Raw genomic sequence first — 22,766 nt, 5'->3', positions numbered from 1 at the left:
CACCAGCTCTCCCCACACCACATCCGAACGGAAACAGCATGAAGACAACGAAGTTCCTCAGCGTCGCCGCGATCGCCGTGGCCGCCACCGTGGCCCTCGCCGGCTGCAGCACCGGTGGCAGCAGCAGCGGCGGCGGATCCGGCACCGCGGCCGCGAGCTGCAAGCCCTCGGACGGCAAGGTCACCCTCGACTTCACGACCTGGGTGCCGAACATGGACAAGGTCGTCGCGATCTGGAACAAGGCCAACCCGGACATCCAGGTCAAGGTCTCGATCGTCGCGAACGGCAACAGCGGCACCTACCAGAACTTCTTCAACCAGCTGAAGGCCAAGCAGGCGCCGGACATCGGCCAGGTCGAGTACGACACCCTGCCGGCGTTCCGCGTGCAGGGCGGCCTCGAGGACATCGGCGCGTGCGCCGGCATCAGCGACGCGAAGAAGGACTTCTCCGACGGCCTGTGGAACCAGGTCACCTTCGGCGAGGGGAAGTCGGTCTACGCCGTGCCGCAGGACTCCGGTCCGATGGCGTTGTACTACCGCAAGGACCTGTTCGAGAAGGCCGGCCTCGACGCCCCGAAGACGTGGGGGGAGTACGCCGAGGACGCCGTGAAGATCAAGAAGCTCGGCGGCAACATCACCAACTTCGCCAAGGGTGACGTCAACCAGTTCGCCGGGCTCGTCTCGCAGGCCGGTGGCCAGTGGTTCGAGAACTCGGGCCAGGACTGGAAGGTCAACCTGGACGACGCCGCGTCGAAGAAGGTCGCCGACTACTGGCAGGACCTGATCGACAAGAAGCTCGTCAACACCCTGCCGAGCTTCACCGACCAGTGGAACAACGCCTACGACAGCGGCAAGGACTGGACCTGGGTCTCCGCGGTCTGGGGTGCGAACACCATCTCCAGCGGTGCGCCGTCGACCTCGGGCAAGTGGGCCGTCGCCCCGATGCCGCAGTGGAAGTCCGGCGAGACCAAGTCGGCCGCCTGGGGCGGTTCGTCGAACGTCGTCTTCGCGGGCAGCAAGCACCCGGCCGAGGCGTCGAAGTTCCTGGTCTGGCTGAACACCTCGACCGAGGCGCTCTCCGCACTGAACAAGGAGGCCAACCTGTACCCGGCCTCGACCACCGGCGCCGACCTGCCGGCCCTGACCGAGGGGCTCGAGTTCTACGGTGGCCAGAAGATCTACGAGGAGTTCGCCACCGCGGCGAAGGACATCCAGCCCTTCACCTGGGGTCCGACGATGACGCAGACCTACTCGGACGTCTCCGACGGCTTCGGGCAGGCCGCGTCCGGCTCGGGCACGCTGAGCGAGGCGCTCGAGTCCGGGCAGTCCAAGACCATCGCGGCACTCAAGGCGCAGTCGATCCCGGTCAAGGGCTGACGCACGGCGGCTGACGTCGCGCGGTCCACGCGCTGACAGCGGACAGGAGGCCCGTGGCGGGATCGCCACGGGCCTCCTGTTGCGTCTCGGGGTCGTGTTCCGGACCCCTCGCTCGTTCGCTCGTTCGCTTGTTCGCTTGTTCGCTCGTCGCTACGCGACCGCGATCTCGTTGGGCACGCCCGGCAGCTCGTCGCTCGAGGCGATCACCTTGCCTGTGGTCAGGTCGACCGCGTGGATCCTCTGCTCGGCGGGGTCGGTGACGTAGGCGACGTCACCGGCGACCTTCAGGGCGGGGTGGGCGTCCTGCCACTCGGCCGGGCCGTCCCACGCGTCGATCACCGGGTACGACTCGAGCGGCTCGCCGGTCGTCTCGTCGAAGGTGTGCAGAGCACCGTCGTCGCCGAGCACGACGGCCTCGTCGCCGGGGCCGCGGGCCAGGTCGCGGAAGGTGAAGCCGACGCCGTCGGGCATGTCCGCGACGGTGTACTTCCCCGAGGCCGCGTCGATCAGGGCGATCTGGTCGAGCAGGTAGCCCTCGCTGTCGGGGTCGTCGTTGTAGTCGCCGACGGCGACGGACGAGTCCTCGGTGGTGAACAGGTTGCCGGTGCGGCCGTACTCGGTCGGGGCGTCGATCTTCTCGAACGTGCCGTCGTCGTAGACCAGGGCGCCGTCGGTGCAGCCGAACACCGCGACCTCACCCTTGACGGCACCCTCACCGTGCACGTCGGGGCACTGCTCGGACCGGGCGATCTCCTCGCCGTCGGCGTCCAGGGCGCGCACGCCGGAGCGGCTCTCCTCGGTGCCGATGGTGGTCAGGAGCGTGCCGTCCTCGAGCTCGATCGCGACGCCGTGGTGGGCGGCCTCGGACTTCGTCGTCTCGACCTCGGGCAGGTCGGCGCCGTCGAGCTCGGTGTGGTCGAACGTCGTCACGTCCCCGGTGCCGTCGGCGAACAGGGCGGTGCGGTCGCCGTGGACGACCGCGTGGCCGCCGGTGTCGGCGGGGAACACCGCGTCGGTCAGGGCCGGCTCGGCCTGCGTGTCGAGGACCCGGAAGCCCTCGGGCACGGTGACGAGCACGTGGCGTCCGTCACCGGCCGGGTTGACCCGGGTGAAGCCGTCGATCGCGTCGTCGGCCACCACCTGCAGGTCCTGGTCGAGGACGAGCAGGCCGCCGTCGTAGGTCAGGGTGATGCGGGTCCCGTCGGCCTTCGGGGTGTCCGTGGTGTCGGACCCGGCGTCGGTGTCCGTGGCGCACCCGGTCAGGGCCAGGGCGGCCGCACCGAGCAGGGCGGCGGGCCACACGGCCCGGAGCGTCTTCGTGTTCGTCATGTCGCTCACTGTATTGATTCTCATTCTCATTTACCAGTCGACAGGCCGTCGACGATGGCCTCGGTGTTCGAGCGCATCATGCCGAGGTAGGTGGAGGCGTCGCCGTCCTCGGTGAGGGACTCCGTCGCGAGCGGGCGGATCTCGACGTGCAGGTCGACCTCGTCCGCGAGCACCTCGGCCAGCCGTGCGGGTTGCGAGGCGTCGGCGAAGATCGTCCGGACGCCCGCTTCGTCGATGGCGTCGGCCAGGTCGCGCAGGTCGGCGGCGCTCGGGGAGGCCAGGGTCGTCCCGCTCGGGATCACCGCCCCGACGACCCGGAAGCCGTAGTGGTCGGCCAGGTACCCGAACACGTGGTGGTTCGTGACGAGTGCCCGGCGTTCCTCGGGCACGGTGCGGAACGCGGCCGTCATCGTGTCGTCCAGGTCGCGGAGCTCGTCCAGGTAGGCGTCCGTGCCGGCCGGTTCGATCCCGGCGTCGCGGAGGTCCTGGTCGAGGGCCTCGACGACGTCGACCATCCGGGCCGGGTCGGTCCAGAAGTGCGGGTCGGGGCCGCTGTCGTCCTCGGTGGTCCACTCGAGCGGGTCGAACGCGTCCCCGGCGGTGGAGACCGGCACGCCGTCCTCGGCCGCCGCCCTGACGTGCCGGGCGACCCCCTCTTCGAGCCCGAGCCCGTTCTCGACCACGAGGTCGGCGCTCCGGAGCCGTGCGGCCTGCTGCGCGGAGACCTCGAACGAGTGCGGGTCGGCGCCCGGCGGCATGAGGACCATGACGTCGGCCCGGTCCCCGACCACTTCGCTGACGACGTCGCCGAGGATGTTCGTCGTCACCGCGACGAGGGGGCGGTCGGAGCCGGTGGTGGTGCACCCCGTGGCGACGAGGGCGAGCGCTGCGGCGACGAGGCCCGCGGTCAGGGCCCTGGTGCGCGTCACAGTCCGGCCTCGGCGAAGGCGACTGGGGCGACGGGGAGCTCGATCGTGCGGGCGACCCGGGCCCCGTCTGCGAAGTCGATCTCGTGCACGGTGCCGTCCGCGGGGTCGGCCAGGTAGGCGCGCTGGGCATCGAGCTGCAGCAGCGGGGCGTCGTCGTCGGGGCTGGCGTCGACCAGTGCCTTCGTCGTGGCGACCTTCCCCGTCGAGGCGGTCACGACGACCACCCGGCCGGAGTCGTCGACGCCGACCACGTGCTCGTCCTCGTCGTCCACCGCGACCACGGCGCGCAGGGGCCGCTCGGTCGGCACGAGGCGCCAGGAACCCTGTCGCGCGTCGAGCAGCCAGAACCCGGTGGTGCCCGCCAGCCCGGCGACGGTGGGTCGGCCGGCACGTGCGGCGAAGGCCGTCGGCCGCTCGGCACCGTCGGGCAGGTCGACGAACGACGTCTCGCCGGCGTCGTCCACCACGACCGCCCCGTCGGCACAGCCCACGACTGCGCCGGCGCGGGTGACGATCCCGCCGGCGGGGTCGGTGCAGGCCTGGGTGTCGGTGTCGGTGTCGGTGGCGTTCGTCGCCTCGCCGTCGGCGTCGAGCACGCGGACCCGGTCGCCGTCGGCCGCCACGAGATGCTCGCCCATCGGCAGCAGGACGCGCGCGTCGATCCGTGCGGTCTCGTCGACCTCGCCCTGTCCCAGTGCCTCGCGGTCGAGCACGACCGCCTCGGCTCGGTCCGGCCAGGTGATCGTCGTCATGGTCTCGGACGAGTGCACCGCGACCCGGCCGCCGCCGTCGATCGTGCCCACCACCCGCGGCTCGGCGGCGTAGTAGTGCGTGTGGTCGCCGTGGTCGACGGTCCAGGACCCGCCGTCGACGATCGTCGTGCGGTCGGCGTCGCTCGTCACGAGGAACCGGCCGTCGGTCGCCGAGTGCTCCGGTGCGTCCACGGTGTCGAGCTCGGTGGTCTCCTCGGTGAGCAGGTCGTGCAGCGCGGTCGCGCCGGTCGCCGACACGGCCAGGAGGCGCACCTGGGGTTCCTGGGACTCGCTCGCGCCCGCCACGTAGCCGTGGGGACGGACGGTGCCGGTCGAGCTGTCGGCCGACGGGGCGCCCGTGGAACAGGCGGTGACGGTGAGGGCCATGCCGGTGGCGAGGCCGATGGTGGACAGGATGCGCGCGGGGGCGCGGTTGGTGGTCGAGTGCTTCATGCTCCCTCTCGAGACGGTGCGGCGGATCGTGGTGCTGCCGGCGCGGCCGCGCGCGCCGGTGTCGGGATCGGGGTGCGCCGCAGGACGACGGCGGCCAGGGCGCGCGAGACCACGACGCCGCCGACGGCGACCGCGGCGATGCTCGCGCCGGCGGCGGTGCCGGCGTGCCAGGAGACGAGGAGCCCGACGAGCACGGCGGCCGCACCGATGCCGGCGCCGAGGAGCATCGTCGAGGCCACGTGCCGGGTCCACGCGCGGGCAGCGGCGGCGGGCGCGAGCAGCAGGCCCACGACGAGCAGGGTGCCGACCGCCCGGTACGAGGCGACGACTGCCAGGGTGACGAGCCCGATGAGCACGACCTCGGCCAGGCGCGGGTGCAGGCCGAGCGTCGTGGCCTTGCGGGTGTCGAACGCCAGCGCGGTGAACGGCCGGTGGAACGCCACGGCGACGGCCAGGGCGACGGCCGCGGCGATCGCGAGGCCGCCGACGTCCGCCCGGGTGACGGCGAGGACGTCCCCGAACAGGATCGCGGTGACGTCGGTGGCGAACGACCGCGACGACGACACGATGATCACCCCGAGCGCGAGCATCCCGACGAAGAGCAGGCCGATCGAGGTGTCGTACGACAGTCGGGCGCGACGACGCAGTGCCCCGACACCGAGCACCATGACGCCCGCGCTCACCGCGGCGCCGAGCACCGGCGGGACCCCGGTCAGGGTGGCGATCGCGACGCCGGGCAGCATGCCGTGCGAGAGCGCCTCGCCCAGGAACGCCATGCCGCGCACCAGCACCCACGTGCCGACGACGGCGCACAGGACCGCCGCCAGGGAGCCGCCGACCAGGGCGCGCACCATGAAGTCGACGGAGAACGGATCGGTCAGCCAGGTCACGGTCCGAGACGCTACATGAAAACGAGTATCGATACTGATAGCGTGCTCAGGTGCCTGCGACCGAGCCGACCGACCCCGCCGATCCCCGATCTGCCGTCCACCTGGACCGGGTGACGGCCGTCCTCGGCGACCGGACCGTCCTCGACGGTGTGGACGCGGTCTTCCCCGCCGGGGTCGTCACCGCGCTCACCGGGCCGAACGGATCCGGCAAGTCGACGCTGCTCGACGTGGTCGCGGACGTCGTGCGGCCGACCGCCGGGCGGGTGACGGGCCTCCCGTCCGACGGTGTCGCCTACGTGACCCAGTCCGTGCCGCCGACCACGCTCCCGCTCACCGTCCGCGCGGCCGTCACGATGGGGCGGTGGCGGCACCGCGCGTGGTGGCGGCCGCTCGGACGCGCTGACCGAGCGGTCGTCGACGCGCAGCTCGAGCGGATGGCGATCACGGACCTTGCCGATCGGCCGATCGAGGAGCTCTCCGGCGGGCAGCGGCAGCGGACGCTCGTCGCGCTCGGGCTGGCGCAGCGTGCCGGGGTGCTGCTGGTCGACGAACCGACCGCCGGGGTCGATGCTGAGTCGGCGGCGCTCGTGGTGGCGGCGCTGGCCGACGAGGCCGCAGCCGGTGTCGTGGTCGTGCACGCGGCCCACGACCCGGCGGTGATCGCCGCAGCCGACCGCATCGTCGCGCTGACCTGACCCTGCCCGTGGGGGCGATTCCGCAAAACACCGGTGTTCACCCGTTGAACCGCTGTCTGCGCGTGTTCAGCGCGCGAACACCGGTGTCTTGCGGACGCCGGAGCAGGTGACGGTGTCGATCTCAGAATACGGGTGCCAGATTTTCTGAGATACGGCCTGATCTCAGAAAATCTGGTGCGTCGATTCTGAGATCAGGGAGCGCTCGTGCTCAGCCGTCGGGACCGGTTCCGCGCCGTCCGGCTCACAAAACACCGGTGTTCGCCTGTCGAACCGCGGTTCTCGCGTGTTCAGAGCACGAACACCGGTGTTTTGCGGGCCCCGGAACGGCGGTCAGGGGCAGGCGACGGCCACCGGGCCGGTCGGCGTCGGCTCGGCCGCGACCGGCTCGACCACCGGCACGGCGCTCGACTTCCGCAGCCCCATCGCGACGAGCACGACGGCACCGACGACCGCGACCCCACCGGCCAGCCAGAAGTCGGCAGCGAGACCGAACGATGACACTGCGGCCCCACCGAGCACCGAACCGGCGGCGATCGCGAGCTGGATCGTCGTGACGAACAGCGCGAGCCCGGTCTCGGACCCGGCCGGAGACGCCGTCGACATCCACGTCTGCATCCCGAGCGGCAGCGCACCCCATACCAGGCCCCACACGACGAGCAGCACGAAGACCCCCACGACGGAGTGGGCGAGCAGCGGCAGCAGGACGACGGCCGCCGCGAGCACGAACTTCGACGCCCCGATGGTGCCGAGGACACTGCGGTCGAGGGTGAAGCCCGCGGCGAAGTTGCCGACGATGCCCGCGACGCCGAACACCAGCAGCGCGATCGTCACGGTGTCGGGGCCGACACCGACGAGCTGCTGCAGGTACGAAGCGATGTAGGTGTACGCGGCGAACTGGGCCGCGAAGACGAAGGCCGCGGCGATGAGCCCGACCCGGGCGCGGGGCACGAGGAGCAGCGACCCGAGCGTGGCGAACCGCACCCGCTGCTGCGCGGGGATCCGCGGCAGCATCGCCAGCTGCAGGACGAGCGCGACGAGACCGAGCGCCCCACCGATCACGAAGCCGAGGCGCCAGCTGGCGAGCGACGACACGAGGGCGCCGAGCGGCAGGCTCACGACGGTCGCGACGGAGACGCCTGCCGTGATGAGCGATGTCGCACGGATCGTCAGCTCCGGCCGGACGAGTCGCCCGGCGATCCCGGCACCGATCGCCCAGAAGCCGCCGATGCCGACACCGAGCAGCATGCGTGCGATGAGCAGCACCCAGAACGACGGCGCGATCGCGGCCAGGCCGTCGGCGACCACGAGCAGCACGGTCAGGGACACGAGCACCACCCGGCGGTCGAGTCGCGAGGTCAGGACGGTGACGACCGGTGCCGCGACGGCGCCGACGAGTCCGGTGGCGACGACCATCAGGCCGGCGGTGCCGATGCCGACGTCCAGGTCGTCGGCGATGGCGGGGAGCAGCCCGATGGGCAGGAACTCGGACAGGACGAGCACGAATGACCCGAGTGCGACGGACGTGACGCTGAGCCACCCGCGGCGCGCTGCTGACGATGTCATGGGGGCGTCAAGCGGGTTCCGACGGCCGCCATTCCCGTGTGACGGCGAGCGGGTCAGGCGTCGAGCGCGCGCCGTGCGGCGGTGACGACCTCGGCGTCGGTGACGAAGTGCGCGGAACCGTCGTCGCCGGCGCCCATCGGCACCCCGGCGTGCGTGCTGCCGGCGGCCGGGCGCTTGGCCGACAGGTGCACCGCGGCGGCTCCGGTGGCGAGCAGCGCACGGACGTCGGCAGGGGTGACGCCAGCGCCGGCCATCACCTGCACGGGCCCGGCTGCCCCGACCATGCGCGCGATCGTCTCGGCACCGGCGACCGCGGTGGGGGCGGCGCCCGAGGTCAGGACGCGGGTGAACCCGAGCGCGGCGAGCGATCCGGCGGCGGTGACGGGGTCGATCGCGTGGTCGATCGCCCGGTGCAGGGTGATCTCGGCGGTGGTGCTGACCGAGCGGGCGGCGTCCACGAAGCGGCGGAGGGCGTCCTCGTCCAGGGTCCGGTCGGGGCGCAGGGCTCCGACCACGACGCCGGCGGCCCCGGAGCGCAGGACCGTGCGGACCTCGCGCACCATGAGCTCGACCTCGTCGGGGGAGTGCACGAACCCGCCCGGGCGGCAGCGGACCAGCGCGTGCGCCGGGATCCCGGTCTCGTGGGTCGTCTCGACCAGGGCCTGGGACGGGGTGAGCCCGCCGAGCTCGAGACCGACGCAGAGTTCGACGCGGTCGGCGCCGCCGTCCCGCGCGGTGATCGCGCCGGCCGGTGAGGTGACGGCGATCTCGAGTGCGGCGGTGGTGCTCATGCAGGGGCTCCGAGCGGTTCGTTGGAGGCGGGGACGATGCGGGCGCGGAGGTCCGGTGCCGTCGGGAACACTCGATCGTAGGGGAACATCGGGCGCTCGATCCTGTGGTGCCCGAGGCGCAGCAGGTCCTGGTCGACACCGCCCGGGGTGAGCGCGAGCATCCAGTCGGCGGACATGTCGAACAGCTCCGGCTCGAGGTACCCGATCTTCACGATGACGACGTCCGCCTGCCGCGGCGCCAGGTCGAGGTCGGTGAAGTCGTGCTCGTGGTGGTACGGCTTCCGCAGCTTCGTCAGGATCGCGAAGACGCTGCCGACCTGCAGCACGACCTCGGTCTCGGCGTCCCGGTCGCCCTGCTTGATCGCGTGCACCCGACCGGTCATCGTGATCGGACCCGCGTGCACGTGGTCGACCGTCGCACCGGCGGTCACGGTGATCGTCGCACCGACGCCGGCTTCCACCGCGGCGGCGACGGCGGCCGCGCCGGGCACGCTCGCGTAGATGACGGTGGGGCCCGACGGGTCCTGGAACTCCGGACGGGCGAGCACCTGCGTCAGCCCCCACGTCATGTCCCCGGAGCCGCCCGCCGTGGGGTTGTCGCCCGAGTCCGAGACGAAGTACGGCTTCGCGGCGCCAGGGGCGAGCGCGGCGTCGAGGCACTCCTCGAACGTGCCGGTGGGTGCGACGAAGACGAAGTCCTCGCGGGCATCCCAGAACGCCGACGCGAGCCGCTCGGCGCCGGCCGCGACGGCTGCCTCGTCCCACCCGGTGACGACGGTCACGGCCTGGTCGCGGGGCTGGTCGGCCCAGGCGTACCCGACCCAGATCGCGGCGTCGAGCACCCCCTCGGTCTGCTCGACGAGCGGGACCTGCGCGTACAGGGACTTCGCCGGCTCGAGCCGGGTCGAGGTCTGCTCGCCGGGCAGCAGGACGGGGATCGGGATCCAGGCCTTCACGGGGCGCTGCGCACCGACGGGCCGTTCGGTCAGCACGTCGACGAGGTTCCGGACGGCGCGCTCCTTCGTCTCGAGGGTGTCCTCGTGCGGGGCCATCCGGTAGCAGGTGACGAGGTCGACCTGGTGGGCGAGCTCGCGCGTGACGTTGCCGTGCAGGTCCATCGACGCGGACACGATGACGTCGGGGCCGACGACCTGGCGGATGCGACCGAGCAGGTCCGTCTCGGCGTCGTCGAGCCCCTCGACCACCATCGCGCCGTGGATGTCGTACCAGAGGCCGTCGACCGGCCCCATCGCACCCAGCCGCTCGACGATCTCGTCGGCCAGCGCCTCGTACGACGCCCGGTCGACGATCCCGCCGGGCAGGGCGTGCCCGATGAGCGCACCGCGGAAGTCCGCACGGTCGGCCATGGTCGCCAGGAACGGGTAGCGGGTGACGGCCTCGTCGCCGCGGTCCGGGTGGAACGCGGGGGCGTGGGTCCGGGTCGGGGTGAACGTCGAGGTCTCGATGGCCAGGCCGGCGATGGCGATGACCGGGCGACCGGCGCCGGCGGCGCTGGCGGGGGAGGCGGGGACGGCGGGGGTGACGGGACCGGTCTCAGACACGGACGCTCCTGTTCCTGGTGGTGGACTGGGGGATGGGCGCGGAGAGCTCCTCGAGCGAGGCGGCGAGGCCCCGCTGCAGGGCGAACTGCCCGGCACCGACGAGGCCGGCGTCGGCGCCGAGCGACACCGGCTCGATCGCCAGGTGCTGGGTCATCAGCGGGTGGCAGCTCTCGTAGAGCTGGCTCCGCACGGCGGCGATGAAGGGGTCGAGGGTCGACAGGATGCCGCCGAGGTACACGGCGTCCGGGTTGAAGAAGTTCACGTTGGCGGCGAGCACCTCGCCCAGGTACTTGCCCGCCATCCGCACGGCGCGGGTCGCCTCGGGGTGCGCGTCCGAGGCGAGCCGCACGACGTCGGCGGTCGAGGCGACGTCGACCCCGGCGTTCGACAGGATGCGGACCAGGGCGGCGCCGGACGCCACCGTCTCGAGGCACCCGGTGTTGCCGCACGAGCACGGGGTGTCCCCGGCGGCGTCGATCCGCACGTGCGTGATGTCCCCGGCCGCGCCGGTCGACCCGCGGTAGAGCCGGCCGTCGATGACGATGCCCGCGCCGATCGCCGAGCCCGCCTTGATCGTGATGGTCTGGCGTCGAGCCGGGTCCTGCACGGTCTGCTCACCCGCCGCCATGCAGTTCGCGTCGTTGTCGACGATCGCCGGCAGCCCGAACCGCTCGCTCAGCCAGGCGGCCACGGGGAACCCGTTCCACCCCGGCATCCGGCTCGGCAGGTCGACGACGCCGGCGACGACGTCGACGGGCCCGGGCAGGCTGAGCCCGACGCCCCGCAGCCCTTCGCGACCACGGTCGTCGGCGAGCCGCTCGAGCAACGCGGCCAGCCGCTGGAGCCCGGCGGTCGGACCGTCGGAGAGCGCGAACGGGACGTTCGCGACCGACTCGAGCGCGCCTCCCGGCAGCACCACGCCGATGCGCGCGTGCCCGCCGCCGACGTCCGCGGCGACCGCGTACTCGTCGACACCGCCGATGCGGAGCACCTTGCGGGGGCGGCCGCCGGTGGAGACGTCGGTGCCCTCCTCGGCCAGGATCCCGTGCTCCAGGAGCTGGCCGACGACGTGCGAGACGGTCGACGGGGCGGCCCCGAGCACCTTCGCGATCTCGGTCCGGCTGGCGGCCTGCCCCGAGGCGACGAGCTCGAGGACGCGGGCGCTGAGATCGGCCACGACTTTCTCCAATCCGGACGGAACACCGGCGGCTGCCGGCGGAACGGGAACAGGACACGGGTGGATGCCCGGTTCTTCGGCGAGCCTACGGGGCGGATCGAGCGGTCCACCCTTTCCACCGTTCCGCAGTAACGCAGTTTTTACATCGAGATGTTTGTTTTTCCAATGGCTTTGGTCCTTGACTGTCCTCGTGCCGCTCGGCACCTCGTGCTCCACTCCCCGAAGTCCCTCGCACAAGGAGACACCGCATGTCCAAGCCCCGTCGCTGGGCGCTCCTCACCGGAGCTGCGATCGCCGTGAGCGCGCTGCTCGCCGGCTGTTCCGGAGGCGGCAACGCCTCGCCGGGATCGACCGACGAGATCGACTACGCGCTCCCCGCCAACTTCACGCCGAACTGGATCCTGCCGATCGGCACCGCCGCGCACCTCAACACGAACAACGGCTCCATCGCCCAGTCGCTGTACGAACCGCTCGTCGCGTACGACGGCTCCACCGGCAAGATCGCGTGGAACAAGGCCGGCTCCGTCGCCACCGACGCGAAGTTCGCCGACGACGGCAAGAGCGTCACGATGACCCTCGGCGACCGGCACTGGTCCGACGGTGAGGCGATCACGAGCCGCGACGTCGAGTTCTGGTTCAACCTGATCAAGGCCAACAAGGCGCAGTGGGGCGGGTACTCCAAGGGCAAGGCGCCGGACAACTGGACCTCGTTCAAGGCCGTCGACGACACACACTTCACCATCACGTTCGACAAGGCGTACAACTCGGACTGGATGCTCGCCAACCAGCTGAGCAACATCATCCCGCTGCCGCAGCACGCCTGGGACAAGACCAGCGCGAGCGCGAAGGTCACCGACGCCGACGAGACCCCCGCCGGCGCGAAGCAGGTCTGGAAGTACCTGAACACCGCCGCCGGCAAGATCAGCGACTACGCCAGCGACCCCCTGTGGAAGACGATCTCGGGCCCCTACGGCGTCAAGACCTTCACCACGGCCGGCAACGTCACCCTCGTCGCCAACAAGAAGTACGACGGCGGTCAGAAGCCCGCCATCACCACGGTCAACCTGCTCCCCTTCACCACGGCCGACGCCGAGGTGAACGCGGTCCGCTCGGGCGAGGTCGACTACGGCTACATCAACGCCACCGACATGGACCAGGAGTCCTCCTTCACGGCGAAGGGCTACTCCGTGGAGCCCTGGACCGGCTGGGCCATCACGTACATGCCGTACAACTTCAACAACCCGACGATGGGCGCCGTCTTCAAGCAGCTGTACGCCCGGCAGGCCGTCCAGATGTCGATCGACCAGAAGTCGCTGTCGAAGGTCGTCTTCAACGGCACCGCGACCTCGACCTACGGTCCCGTCCCGCAGGCGCAGGAGTCCGACTACGTCTCCGACGTGCAGAAGTCGAACCCGTACCCGTTCAGCACCTCGAAGGCCAAGGACCTGCTCACCAGCCACGGCTGGGAGGAGCAGGGCGGCACGATGGTCTGCACCGACCCGGGCACCTCGGCCAGCCAGTGCGGCGAGGGTGTCGAGCAGGGCACGAAGTTCTCGATGCAGGTGCTGTCGCAGTCCGGTTCGACCGTGACCGACAACATGATGAGCGCGATCCAGTCCTCGCTCGCGAAGACCGGCATCGACTTCACCATCAAGACCGCGCCGGTGTCGAGCGTGCTGTCGCAGACCCCCACCTGCACCTCGGACGAGGCCAGCTGCGACTGGGACCTGTCGTTCTTCGGCACCGCGGGCAGCTGGTACTTCCCGGCCTACCCGACCGGTGAGTCGCTCTTCCAGACCGGCGGTTCGGCGAACTTCGGCAGCTACTCGAACAAGCAGGTCGACGACCTGATCGACGCGACCACCACCTCGACCGACGCCACCGCCGTGCAGGACTACAGCGCCGCGGTCGCGAAGGACCTGCCGGTGATCTGGCTGCCGAGCCCCGACTACCAGATCTCCGTCGTCAAGAAGGGCCTGTCCGGGTTCGACCAGGACTCGCTCGCCAACTTCCACCCGGCCCAGTGGAAGTGGACCAAGTAGGTCGCTGACGCGACCACGGCCTGGAGGCGCGGTGCGGGCACGACCCGCACTGCGCCTCCGCCCCGGCTCACGCAAGAACCGACCATCGGAACCCGCATGACCACAGCTCTCTACCTCACCAGGCGCGTCCTGCAGGCGCTCGCGGTGATCCTCATCGTCACCGTCGTGGTGTTCTGCCTGTTGCACGCGCTGCCCGGCGGCCCCGCCCGCGGCGTGCTCGGCGTCTCCGCGACGCCCACGCAGATCGCCCAGTTCAACCAGGCGCAGGGGCTCGACCAGCCGCTGCCCGTCCAGTACCTGCGGTTCCTCGGTCGTCTGCTCACCGGCGACCTCGGCACCTCGTACACGCTCAACGAGCCGGTCTCGCAGCTCATCGCCGAGCGCCTGCCGAAGACCCTCGTGCTCACCGGCATCTCCGCGGTGCTCGGACTCGTCGTCGCGATCCCGGTCGGCATGCTCCAGGCGGCCCGCCGCAACGGTGCGGTCGACTACGCCGCCACCGCCCTGGCGTTCGTCTTCTACTCGACGCCGGCGTTCTTCCTCGGCCTCGTCCTGATCATCGTGTTCAGCCAGCAGCTGCCGTGGCTGCCGTCCCAGGCACCGAGCGGCAACACCCTGGCCGAGGTGTTCCAGGACCCGGCCGGACTCGTGCTGCCCGTGGTGACCGGAGCGCTGGCGATGATCGCGGTGTTCAGTCGCTACATGCGCGCCTCGACGCTCGAGAACCTGCAGGAGGACTACGTCCGCACCGCCCGTGCCGGCGGCGCCTCGACCGCGACGATCCTGCGGCGGCACGTCTTCCGCAACTCGCTCACCCCGGTCGTGGCGATGCTCGGGTACTACCTGCCGGTGCTGTTCGGCGGCGCCCTGGTGACCGAGCAGCTGTTCAACTACCCCGGCATGGGGCTGCTGTTCTGGAACGCCGCGCAGTCCTCCGACTACCCGACGCTGCTCGGCTGCGTGCTCGTCATCTCCATCGCGACCGTCATCGGCACCCTGCTCGCCGACGTCGCACAGTCCCTCATCGACCCCCGAGTGAAGGCGAGCCGCGCATGACCGCCGTCCAGATGGCCCCCGAAGCCCCGGGCGCCCCCGTCACCGTCGCGGCCACCGGGTTCCGGCTCGCCGCCCGCCGGTTCCGGAGCAACACCCTCGCCGTGATCGGCCTCGCCCTGATCGTCGTCATCGTGCTGTTCTGCTTCGTCGGCCCGTTCCTGTACCCGACCGACCAGACGCACACGATGCTCGAGCAGGCCAACCAGGGCCCGAGCGCCGCGCACTGGCTCGGCACCGACGCCGTCGGCCACGACGTCCTCGGCCGCCTGATGTACGGCGGCAAGGTCTCCCTGATGGTCGGCATCGCCGCCGGGGTCCTGGCCACCGTCGTCGGCACCCTGTGGGGCTCCGTCGCCGGGTACGTCGGCGGCTGGGTCGACGCCCTGATGATGCGCGTCGTCGACGCCGGCATCGCGATCCCGGCCCTGTTCATCCTGCTCGTCATCTCGGCGATCACGAACCCCGGCGTCGGCGGCCTCATCGTCATCCTCGGCCTGGTGTCGTGGCTCGTGCCGTCCCGCCTGATCCGCGCCGAGACGCTGACGCTCAAGAACCGCGACTACGTCCTGACCCTGCGCGCGATCGGCGGCTCGCACGCCCGCGCGATCGGCAAGCACCTGTTGCCGAACTCGGTGTCGACGATCGTCGTCGCGGCGACGTTCCAGGTCGCCGACGCGATCCTGCTGGTCGCCTACGTCTCGTACCTCGGGCTCGGCGTGCAGCCGCCCGCGACGGACTGGGGCGGCATGCTCTCGGCGGGACTCACCGCCGCGTACTCCGGACACTGGTGGCTCATCGTGCCGCCGGGTCTGGCCGTGATCCTGGTCGTCTGCGCGTTCAACGCGGTGGGCGACGGACTGCGGGACGCCTTCGACGTGCGGGGCCGCTGATGACCAACGAACCGATCCTGCGGACGACCGACCTCGGCGTCTCCTTCAGCACCGAGTCCGGCACCGTCGATGCCGTGCGGGGGGTGTCCCTGTCGGTCGCCCCCGGCGAGACCCTCGCCCTGGTCGGCGAGTCCGGCTCCGGCAAGTCGACGGTCGCCCTCGCGGCGATGGGCCTGCTCTCCGGCAACGCGACGGCATCGGGCAGCGCCGTCGTCGCCGGGCACGAGGTCGTCGGGGCAGCCGAACCCGAACTCCGGGCACTGCGCGGCTCGACCGTCTCGATGGTCTTCCAGGAGCCCGCGACCGCCCTCGACCCGCTCACCCGCGTCGGCGCCCAGATCGCCGAGGTGATCCGGAACCACCGTGACGTCTCCGCGTCCGCCGCCGCGGCCGAGGCCGTCGACCTGCTCCGCCGCGTCGGCATCCCCGACCCCGAGTCGCGCACCCGGTCGTTCCCGTTCCAGCTGTCCGGTGGGCAGCGCCAGCGCGTGGTCATCGCGATGGCGATCGCGAACGCACCGAAGCTGCTCATCGCGGACGAGCCGACCACCGCGCTCGACGTGACCGTCCAGGCCGAGATCCTCGAGCTCCTGCGCGCGCTCGCCGTCGAGACCGGCACCGGCGTGCTGCTGGTCACGCACAACATGGGCGTCGTGGCGGACTTCGCCGACCGGGTCGCGGTCATGCTCCAGGGCGAGATCGTCGAGACCGGCGGGGTCGAGGACGTCCTGCTCCGCCCGGAGCACGAGTACACCAAGCGGCTCCTCGCCGCGGTGCCGCGGCTCGAGACACCGGCGTCGGCATCCCACGCCGCCGAGTCGGCGAGACGCCTCCAGATCCGGGGGCGTGACGCGGAGACGCCGGCGTCTTCCGAGCTAGGTGCGTCGGGTGCGGCGGACGGGAGGCCCGGTGCGGCCCCGGTGGTCGACCTGCGGGACGTCTCGGTGACGTTCGGGCGCGGGGCGCGCGCCGTCCACGCGCTCGCCGGCATCGACATCACGGTGCACGCCGGTGAGACCGTCGGTCTGGTCGGCGAGTCCGGTTCGGGCAAGTCGACCGCGGCCCGGGTGGCGCTCGGTCTGATCAAGCCGACGTCCGGCACGGTGTCGCTGTTCGGGCAGGACCTGCGGACGGCCAAGGGGCGCGACCGCCGTGCCCTCCGGTCCGGCATCGGCGTGGTGCTGCAGGACCCGGTGGCGTCCCTCGACGCCCGGATGTCCGTGGCCGAGTGCATCGCGGAGCCCCTGGCCGTGCACCGTCGCGGGATGTCCTCGGCCGACCGGCGTCGCCGCATCGACGAGGTGCTCGACGCCGTCCGGCTGCCGCGGACCCTGGCATCCCGGGCCCCGCGTGAGCTCTCCGGTGGGCAGCGCCAGCGGGTCTCGCTCGCCCGGGCGCTGGTGCTCGAGCCGCGGCTGCTCGTCGCCGACGAACCGACCTCGGCGCTCGACGTCAGCGTGCAGGAGACCGTGCTCGAGGTGCTCGGCGAGCTGCAGGACGACCTCGGGTTCGCGTGCCTGTTCGTCTCGCACGACCTGGCCGTCGTGCAGCACTTCGCCGAGCGTGTCGTGGTGATGCGCCAGGGCGTCGTCGAGGAGCAGGGCACCACCGGCACCACGCTCCTGCACCCCACCACCGACTACACCCGACGCCTGCTCGCCGCGGTGCCGGTGCCCGACCCCGTGCTGCAACGACAGCGCCGGGCCGCGCGCCTCGCCTCGCTCGCGGCGGTGACCGCGTGAGCCGGGTCCTGGCCGGGGTCGACATCGGCGGGACGAACACCAAGGTCGTCCTGACCACGCACGACCTCGAGGTCATCGACCGGGTCGACCTGCCGACGCCCGCCCACGCGGGCGGGGCGGCGATCGTGACGGCCGCCCTCGGGGCGGTGACGGGTCTGCTCGAGACGCACCGGGCCTCCCTTGCGGGTGTCGGGGTGGGCGCGGCCGGTGTCGTCGACCGGGCCACGGGGACCGTGCTGGTCACCGGCAACTCGTTCACCGGCTGGGCCGGGTACGGCGTGACGCGGGCCGTCACCGACGCGCTCGGCGTGCCCGCGACCCTGGACAACGACGTGAACGCGTTCCTGCTCGGCGAGATCGCGACCGGCGCGGTGGTGGGGGAGTCCGACGTGCTCGGCATGACCCTCGGCACCGGGGTCGGCGGCGCCCTCGTGCTCGACGGACGGCTCTTCGCCGGCCCGCGCGGCGCCGCCGGCGAGATCGGCCACGTCCCCGGGTTCGGCGACGCCCGCTGCACCTGCGGGCAGACCGGGCACCTGGAGACCATCGCGGGCGCCCGCGGCATCGCCGACCGCTACGCCGAGCGCTCCGGGCGCACGCTCTCGGCACGGGACGTCGCCGTCGCAGCGCGCGGCGGCGACGCCGACGCGGCCGCCGTCTTCGCCACCGCGGGATGGGGTCTCGCCCGTGCCGCGCTGCTGACCGCGGGGATCCTCGACGTCACCACCGTCCTGATCGGCGGCGGCATCGCACGGTCGTGGGACCTGCTCCACCCCGCCATCTCGGCGGCGATCGACGCGGAACCGCCCGTCAGCGGGGCGACGATCCGGCTCGCACAGTCGACGCTCGGGGCCGATGCCGTGGCCCTCGGGGCAGCGGCGCAGGTGCGGGCCCGGGTGCTGGAGCCGGAGACCGCGTAGCGGGGGAAGGCCGGGTCAGGGCACCCAGACGACGATGCCGCGCAGGTCGTGCAGCACCGCGGCGAGGCCGGCGCGCAGCCCGCGAGCGGCACGGTCCTCGGTGAAGGTGCCGGGGTCGTAGTGGCTCGACGGACCGAGGCCCTCGCCACGGAACCCGCCGCCCGTCCAGTCCGCCGCCGTGACGTTCGACGTCGGCTCCGCGATCTCGGCACCGACGACCAGGAACTGCTGGTGGAGCGCGGTCGGTGAGACGGCCGCGAGCGGGTCGACCATGTGGTTGCCGACGGTGATGACCAGGTCGGGCTCGGCGTCGACGGCGCGCAGGACCGCGGCGATCCGGTCGTCGGCGTCCGTCGCCGAGACCGGGGTGACGGTGACGTCCTCGTCCGACGCCCACGAGTCGACGGCGTCGAGCAGGGTCCGGGTCGCGGCGTCCGCGGCGTCCCCCGCGTCGGAGAGCAGCACGACGTCGTACCCCGCGGGAGCGTGCACGCCGGACCACGAACCCGGTTCGGGGTGGATGGTGGCCTCGGGTGCCGGCGGCTGGTCGGGATCGGAGAACCCGGTGCCCAGGACGCCGGCGGACGCGTGCGCCGAGGCGTTCGCCGTCGGGCCGGTGCCGCCGGTGGTGCCGTCCGACGCCCGGGAGCAGCCGGCCAGCAGGGTGGCGCCGGCCGCGGCGAGGGCGACGGCGGTCAACAGGGAGGTCGTCCGGGTGGCTGGGCGGATCACGGCACCATGCAAGCACGCCCGACGGCCGCTCCGGGCCGGTCGGGGGACCTGTCCAACACCCGTCCCGTTGCTGGTCACCGGTTGTTCACCTTCCGGTCGTCTGTGAGCCGGATCGTCTGCGCGTGCCCTCCGGAACCACCGCCGCGCTCCTGCGCGCCCGCCCCGTCCACTCGTCTTCCCCGACCGCGCTGACTGCGCTGGCCGCACGGGTCGCCGGCGCGCTCGTGCTGCTCGGGGTGGTCGTGATCAGCGTGCTCGGCGGAGCCGCACCGGCGTCGGCGCACGGCTTCAGCTCGGTCGTGTACGCCGACGTGACGTCCACGAAGCCGACGGTCGTGCGGGCGGAGCTCGGGCTCGAGTACGACCTGATGCTCGTCTCGGTGGCCACGAGCGAGCACGACGACGCGCTGCACGAGCAGGGGCAGCGCGCCTGGGACGACGGGGACTTCCCGGGGATGGTGACGGCCGCCGAGGCGCACACCGACGCGATCGGGAAGTACGTGTTCGACCGGTTCACGGTGACCGGATCCGGTGGGCGGGCCTGCACGGGCACCCTCGACCCCACGGTCACGGTCGACCTGCGGGACGAGGTGCCGTACGCCCACGTCACCGCCGACTTCACCTGCCCGGAGGCGTCCGAGACGCAGTCGGGACACGTGGTGTCGTCGACGCTGTTCCCCGACGACGAGTCCTTCGTCCGCGACACCAAGACGATCGTCACGTACGACGTCGACGACCGCGCGGGATCGGCCACCCTCGACGCCTCGCAGCGCACGTTCTCCACCGAACAGTCGGCGGGGGAGCGCTTCTGGGAGTTCTTCCGCCTGGGCGCCGAACACCTGCTGACCGGCATCGACCACATCCTGTTCCTCGTCGCGCTCATCGCCGGGTCGCGTCGCCTGCGCGAGGTCGTCTACACGGCGTCCGCGTTCACGATCGCGCACTCGATCACGTTCATCCTCGCCGCGCTCGGTGTGGTCAGCCCACCCGCGATCGTCGTCGAGCCGCTCATCGCCCTGTCGATCGCCGCGGTCGCCGGCTGGTACCTGTGGCGGCTCTGGCGACGCCGGTCGCGGGCCGACGAACTGGTGGTCGGCGAACACGGACACTTCTCGCTCGACCGCGCCGGCTGGACCCGGCTGGCCGTCGTCTTCGCCTTCGGACTCATCCACGGGCTCGGGTTCGCCGGTGCCCTGGGCATCCACGAGGCGTTCTCGTGGCAGCTGCTCGTCTCGCTCCTCGTCTTCAACGTCGGCATCGAGGCCGTGCAGCTCGCGATCATCGTCATCGTGTTCCCGCCGCTTGCGCTGCTGCGCCGGAAGGCGCACCGGGTGTCGCTCTGGGTGACGGGCGCGGTGACCGCCGGGGTCTTCGTGATGGGGATGATCTGGTTCGTCGAACGGCTGGCCGCGGGCTGACCGGGCCCGTCGTCCCGGGGGCGTTCGACGTCCGTTCCTGAACAACGATGAACCGTCACTCAGCGTTTACCAAGACGTTTTGCAGGGCGTGCAGAGTCTTCCGTGCTGCACCATCCCACGTCTGAGAAACGGACCCACATGAGTCTCCTGTCCGGCGCCACTACCCGGCGCAGAACCACCACCCTCCGCGTCTGCGGAGCCGTCCTCGGGGCCGCGCTCATCGCCGGTGCCTCGATGGTCGGCACGAACGCCGCCACCGCGGCGACGAACACCCCCACCACCAACATCTCCACCGGTGGCCCGATCCACATCCTGCTCGGCGTCGGCGCGACCGAGAGCCAGCGCATCGCCTCGTGGTACTTCCCCACGAACGTCGCGCAGTCCGTCGAGATCCAGAAGACCGCGTCCATGACGGACGGGGTCTTCACCGACGCCAAGAAGACGATCGACGCCTCGGAGGCCGCGAACACCGCCGCCGACACGAGCGCGACCGACTCGAACACCAAGGGCATCGCGGGCATCGCCGCCCAGTCGGGCTACATCAACGCCCACGCGACGATCTCGGACCTCGAGCCGAACACCTCGTACACCTACCACGTCGGTGCGGCGGACGGCTCGGCCTGGTCCGCGTCGTACACCTTCACCACGAAGAGCTTCTCCGGCGACTTCGACTTCCTGTTCTTCGGTGACCCGCAGATCGGTTCGTCTGGCTTCACCGACGACGACGGCGCCGGCTGGGCGGACACGCTCGAGTACGCCACGTCGACCGAGCCGGACGCCGAGCTCCTGGTCTCCGGTGGCGACCAGGTCGAGCACGCCAACAACGAGTACGAGTGGGGCGCGTTCGCGGACAGCAGCGACGTGCTGAAGCGCTACCCGTGGGCCTCGACCATCGGCAACCACGACGTCGGCGGCAAGGCCTACGAGCAGCACAACCAGGTGCCGAACTCCCTCAAGGTGCCGGACTTCTACCCGGGCGGCAACACGACCGCGAACTCGGGTGGCGACTACTGGTACATGTACAAGGGCGTCCTGTTCATCGACATCAACTCGAACGCCTACGCGGCCGGTTCGGACGCTGCCCACGTGAACTACGTGCGCGACGTCATCAACCGCTACGGCGACGACGCCAAGTGGACCACGCTGGTCTACCACCACTCGATCTACTCGCCGGCCGACCACGCGAACGACCGTGACAACCAGCAGCGCCGGTTCGACTTCACGCGTTCGTTCTCGGACATGGGCGTCGACCTCGTCCTGCAGGGCCACGACCACTCCTACTCGCGCAGCTACGCGATCAAGAACGGCAAGAAGGCCAACGTCAACGAGCAGCCCGCTGCTCCCGAGGTCTTCTCCGGCCCCGGCGGTGTCATCTACATGACGGCGAACTCGGCCTCCGGCTCGAAGTACTACGACCTCACCACCCCGGACGCCACCCAGGGCGGCTACGGCGCGGACCCGCTCGACCCCACCGGTCAGCGTCACTTCGCCAACTCGGTCGAGAACCAGGAACACGTCCGCACCTTCGTGAAGGTCTCGGTCACCGACGACAAGCTCGCCGTCGAGAACATCCGCGCCAGCGACTGCACCACCCGCAACTCGGCGGTGCAGCACGGCAAGGTCGACAGCTGCGGCGTGACCCTCCAGCCGACGGCCACCGCCGACCCGGCCGCGATCGGTTCGACGGTCGACAGGTTCGACCTGCACGCCACGCTGCCGACGACGACCACCACGCTCTCCGCGTCGGCCGCCGAGCAGACCTACCGCACCGCGAAGCCGGCCACGGTCACCGCGACCATCGCCGGTGGCATCGGCACCCAGCAGGGCACGGTGACGTTCAAGGACGGCAGCAAGGTCCTCGGCACCGCCCCGGTCAAGGACGGCGCGGCCAGCATGACGCTGCCGAGCACGCTCGCCATCGGGATGCACTCGGTGACGGCCTCGTTCGTCAACGCGGACCCGGTCTACTCGGGAACGAACTCGAAGACCGCGAAGGCCATGACGGTCTCCGTCGAGAAGGCCCCGTCGCGCACCGCCGTCAAGTACAGCGCTGGCAAGGCGACCGTCCAGGTGAAGGCCACCGGCTTCAGCGTCGACGGCACCGCCCGGATCTACCAGGGCTCGAAGCGCCTCGCCACCGTCACGGTGCAGGACGGCGTGGTCACGTCGAAGCTCCCGCTGAAGAAGGGCGCGCACAACCTGCACGCCGTCTTCGCCGGGACCTCGGAGCTCACCACGAGCACCAGCCCGACCATCACGGTCGTCGTCAAGTAACACCCGGTACCAGCGAGGGCCCCGCGATCTCGATCGCGGGGCCCTTCGCCGTGTGGCACGGGGGGTGGGCGACCTGCCCAACCCGAGGACAGGCGCCGCACCGGCTGACGGGAGACCCGAACTCCCTACCCGGCCGCCGCTGGTGCGAGCGACCGGTCAACCTGTGGTGATCATG

The 22,766-nt window shown here is 71.5% G+C and carries 18 protein-coding genes; 9 read left to right on the top strand and 9 right to left on the bottom strand.

Going from position 1 to position 22,766, the window contains the following annotated elements; translation table 11 throughout:
* Positions 1 to 38 precede the first annotated feature (38 nt).
* Positions 39 to 1,376 carry an ABC transporter substrate-binding protein gene (locus tag ITJ50_RS02210; protein ID WP_194589830.1) on the top strand — a complete coding sequence of 446 codons (1,338 nt, stop codon included), beginning with the start codon at positions 39 to 41 and terminating at the stop codon, positions 1,374 to 1,376.
* Between the two features lie 150 nt (positions 1,377 to 1,526).
* On the opposite strand, the gene ITJ50_RS02205 is transcribed toward ITJ50_RS02210, so the two are convergent.
* Genes ITJ50_RS02205 through aztB form a run of 4 tightly spaced genes read right to left on the bottom strand, consistent with a single transcriptional unit; the run spans position 1,527 to position 5,729 of the window.
* Positions 1,527 to 2,705 carry a hypothetical protein gene (locus tag ITJ50_RS02205; protein ID WP_194589829.1) on the bottom strand — a complete coding sequence of 393 codons (1,179 nt, stop codon included), beginning with the start codon at positions 2,703 to 2,705 and terminating at the stop codon, positions 1,527 to 1,529.
* Between the two features lie 26 nt (positions 2,706 to 2,731).
* Positions 2,732 to 3,634 (bottom strand): metal ABC transporter substrate-binding protein, encoded by a 903-nt coding sequence (locus ITJ50_RS02200; RefSeq protein WP_231564130.1) that lies wholly within the window; start codon positions 3,632 to 3,634, stop codon positions 2,732 to 2,734.
* On the bottom strand, positions 3,631 to 4,839 hold the full coding sequence (locus ITJ50_RS02195) for an ABC transporter (protein WP_194589828.1): 1,209 nt from the start codon (positions 4,837 to 4,839) through the stop codon (positions 3,631 to 3,633). Before ITJ50_RS02195 ends, ITJ50_RS02200 begins: the two co-directional genes overlap by 4 nt.
* On the bottom strand, positions 4,836 to 5,729 hold the full coding sequence (gene aztB, locus ITJ50_RS02190) for a zinc ABC transporter permease AztB (RefSeq protein ID WP_056073299.1): 894 nt from the start codon (positions 5,727 to 5,729) through the stop codon (positions 4,836 to 4,838). The genes ITJ50_RS02195 and aztB overlap by 4 nt, the downstream gene beginning before the upstream one ends.
* A gap of 50 nt (positions 5,730 to 5,779) precedes the next feature.
* On the opposite strand from aztB, the gene ITJ50_RS02185 reads away from it, so the two are divergent.
* On the top strand, positions 5,780 to 6,424 hold the full coding sequence (locus tag ITJ50_RS02185; protein WP_323749872.1) for an ATP-binding cassette domain-containing protein: 645 nt from the start codon (positions 5,780 to 5,782) through the stop codon (positions 6,422 to 6,424).
* A 330-nt stretch (positions 6,425 to 6,754) separates the two neighbouring features.
* Here the strand turns inward: ITJ50_RS02185 and ITJ50_RS02180 are convergent, their stop codons facing one another.
* The 4 genes from ITJ50_RS02180 to ITJ50_RS02165 are packed head-to-tail and all read right to left on the bottom strand — an operon-like array spanning position 6,755 to position 11,517.
* Positions 6,755 to 7,987, bottom strand: a complete 1,233-nt coding sequence (locus ITJ50_RS02180) for an MFS transporter (RefSeq protein WP_194589827.1) — start codon at positions 7,985 to 7,987, stop codon at positions 6,755 to 6,757.
* 53 nt (positions 7,988 to 8,040) lie between these two features.
* Positions 8,041 to 8,778, bottom strand: a complete 738-nt coding sequence (locus ITJ50_RS02175; RefSeq protein ID WP_194589826.1) for a copper homeostasis protein CutC — start codon at positions 8,776 to 8,778, stop codon at positions 8,041 to 8,043.
* Positions 8,775 to 10,340, bottom strand: a complete 1,566-nt coding sequence (locus ITJ50_RS02170; protein ID WP_214533314.1) for a M81 family metallopeptidase — start codon at positions 10,338 to 10,340, stop codon at positions 8,775 to 8,777. The genes ITJ50_RS02175 and ITJ50_RS02170 overlap by 4 nt, the downstream gene beginning before the upstream one ends.
* Complete coding sequence (locus ITJ50_RS02165; RefSeq protein WP_017887594.1) at positions 10,333 to 11,517, bottom strand: ROK family protein; 1,185 nt, start codon at positions 11,515 to 11,517, stop codon at positions 10,333 to 10,335. Before ITJ50_RS02165 ends, ITJ50_RS02170 begins: the two co-directional genes overlap by 8 nt.
* Positions 11,518 to 11,765: 248 nt before the next feature.
* Here ITJ50_RS02165 and ITJ50_RS02160 point away from each other — a divergent pair, with 248 nt between their 5' ends.
* The 5 genes from ITJ50_RS02160 (at position 11,766) to ITJ50_RS02140 (ending at position 18,167) form a co-directional block, all read left to right on the top strand.
* Positions 11,766 to 13,559 (top strand): peptide ABC transporter substrate-binding protein, encoded by a 1,794-nt coding sequence (locus tag ITJ50_RS02160; RefSeq protein WP_140449175.1) that lies wholly within the window; start codon positions 11,766 to 11,768, stop codon positions 13,557 to 13,559.
* 96 nt (positions 13,560 to 13,655) lie between these two features.
* A complete protein-coding gene (locus ITJ50_RS02155) occupies positions 13,656 to 14,615 on the top strand; it encodes an ABC transporter permease (protein WP_017887592.1) in 960 nt (319 codons plus the stop codon).
* Positions 14,612 to 15,505 carry an ABC transporter permease gene (locus tag ITJ50_RS02150; protein WP_017887591.1) on the top strand — a complete coding sequence of 298 codons (894 nt, stop codon included), beginning with the start codon at positions 14,612 to 14,614 and terminating at the stop codon, positions 15,503 to 15,505. Before ITJ50_RS02155 ends, ITJ50_RS02150 begins: the two co-directional genes overlap by 4 nt.
* Positions 15,505 to 17,247 carry a dipeptide ABC transporter ATP-binding protein gene (locus ITJ50_RS02145; RefSeq protein ID WP_194589825.1) on the top strand — a complete coding sequence of 581 codons (1,743 nt, stop codon included), beginning with the start codon at positions 15,505 to 15,507 and terminating at the stop codon, positions 17,245 to 17,247. The genes ITJ50_RS02150 and ITJ50_RS02145 overlap by 1 nt, the downstream gene beginning before the upstream one ends.
* Positions 17,244 to 18,167 carry an ROK family protein gene (locus tag ITJ50_RS02140; RefSeq protein WP_017887589.1) on the top strand — a complete coding sequence of 308 codons (924 nt, stop codon included), beginning with the start codon at positions 17,244 to 17,246 and terminating at the stop codon, positions 18,165 to 18,167. The genes ITJ50_RS02145 and ITJ50_RS02140 overlap by 4 nt, the downstream gene beginning before the upstream one ends.
* 15 nt (positions 18,168 to 18,182) lie before the next feature.
* Here ITJ50_RS02140 and ITJ50_RS02135 read toward each other — a convergent pair whose 3' ends face one another.
* On the bottom strand, positions 18,183 to 18,899 hold the full coding sequence (locus ITJ50_RS02135) for a hypothetical protein (protein WP_194589824.1): 717 nt from the start codon (positions 18,897 to 18,899) through the stop codon (positions 18,183 to 18,185).
* Between the two features lie 122 nt (positions 18,900 to 19,021).
* Here ITJ50_RS02135 and ITJ50_RS02130 point away from each other — a divergent pair, with 122 nt between their 5' ends.
* Both ITJ50_RS02130 and ITJ50_RS02125 read left to right on the top strand, forming a co-directional pair.
* A complete protein-coding gene (locus ITJ50_RS02130) occupies positions 19,022 to 20,317 on the top strand; it encodes a HupE/UreJ family protein (RefSeq protein ID WP_194589823.1) in 1,296 nt (431 codons plus the stop codon).
* 138 nt (positions 20,318 to 20,455) lie between these two features.
* On the top strand, positions 20,456 to 22,591 hold the full coding sequence (locus ITJ50_RS02125; RefSeq protein WP_194589822.1) for an Ig-like domain repeat protein: 2,136 nt from the start codon (positions 20,456 to 20,458) through the stop codon (positions 22,589 to 22,591).
* Positions 22,592 to 22,766: the final 175 nt, after the last annotated feature.

The sequence above is a fragment of the Curtobacterium sp. VKM Ac-2889 genome (genome assembly GCF_015350855.1).
In the GTDB taxonomy this organism is placed as follows: Bacteria; Actinomycetota; Actinomycetes; order Actinomycetales; family Microbacteriaceae; genus Curtobacterium; species Curtobacterium poinsettiae.
Note: the sequence above shows the minus strand (reverse complement) of the source record. Positions and strands in the feature narration are given on the sequence as shown.

Excerpts from the sequence above, each read along its gene's own strand:
- ITJ50_RS02155 (WP_017887592.1), top strand. The coding sequence starts at position 13,656 with ATGACCACAGCTCTCTACCTCACCAGGCGCGTCCTGCAGGCGCTCGCG.
- ITJ50_RS02205 (WP_194589829.1), bottom strand. The coding sequence starts at position 2,705 with ATGACGAACACGAAGACGCTCCGGGCCGTGTGGCCCGCCGCCCTGCTC.
- ITJ50_RS02180 (WP_194589827.1), bottom strand. The coding sequence starts at position 7,987 with ATGACATCGTCAGCAGCGCGCCGCGGGTGGCTCAGCGTCACGTCCGTC.
- ITJ50_RS02160 (WP_140449175.1), top strand. The coding sequence starts at position 11,766 with ATGTCCAAGCCCCGTCGCTGGGCGCTCCTCACCGGAGCTGCGATCGCC.
- ITJ50_RS02175 (WP_194589826.1), bottom strand. The coding sequence starts at position 8,778 with ATGAGCACCACCGCCGCACTCGAGATCGCCGTCACCTCACCGGCCGGC.
- ITJ50_RS02125 (WP_194589822.1), top strand. The coding sequence starts at position 20,456 with ATGAGTCTCCTGTCCGGCGCCACTACCCGGCGCAGAACCACCACCCTC.
- ITJ50_RS02150 (WP_017887591.1), top strand. The coding sequence starts at position 14,612 with ATGACCGCCGTCCAGATGGCCCCCGAAGCCCCGGGCGCCCCCGTCACC.
- ITJ50_RS02210 (WP_194589830.1), top strand. The coding sequence starts at position 39 with ATGAAGACAACGAAGTTCCTCAGCGTCGCCGCGATCGCCGTGGCCGCC.
- ITJ50_RS02145 (WP_194589825.1), top strand. The coding sequence starts at position 15,505 with ATGACCAACGAACCGATCCTGCGGACGACCGACCTCGGCGTCTCCTTC.
- ITJ50_RS02195 (WP_194589828.1), bottom strand. The coding sequence starts at position 4,839 with ATGAAGCACTCGACCACCAACCGCGCCCCCGCGCGCATCCTGTCCACC.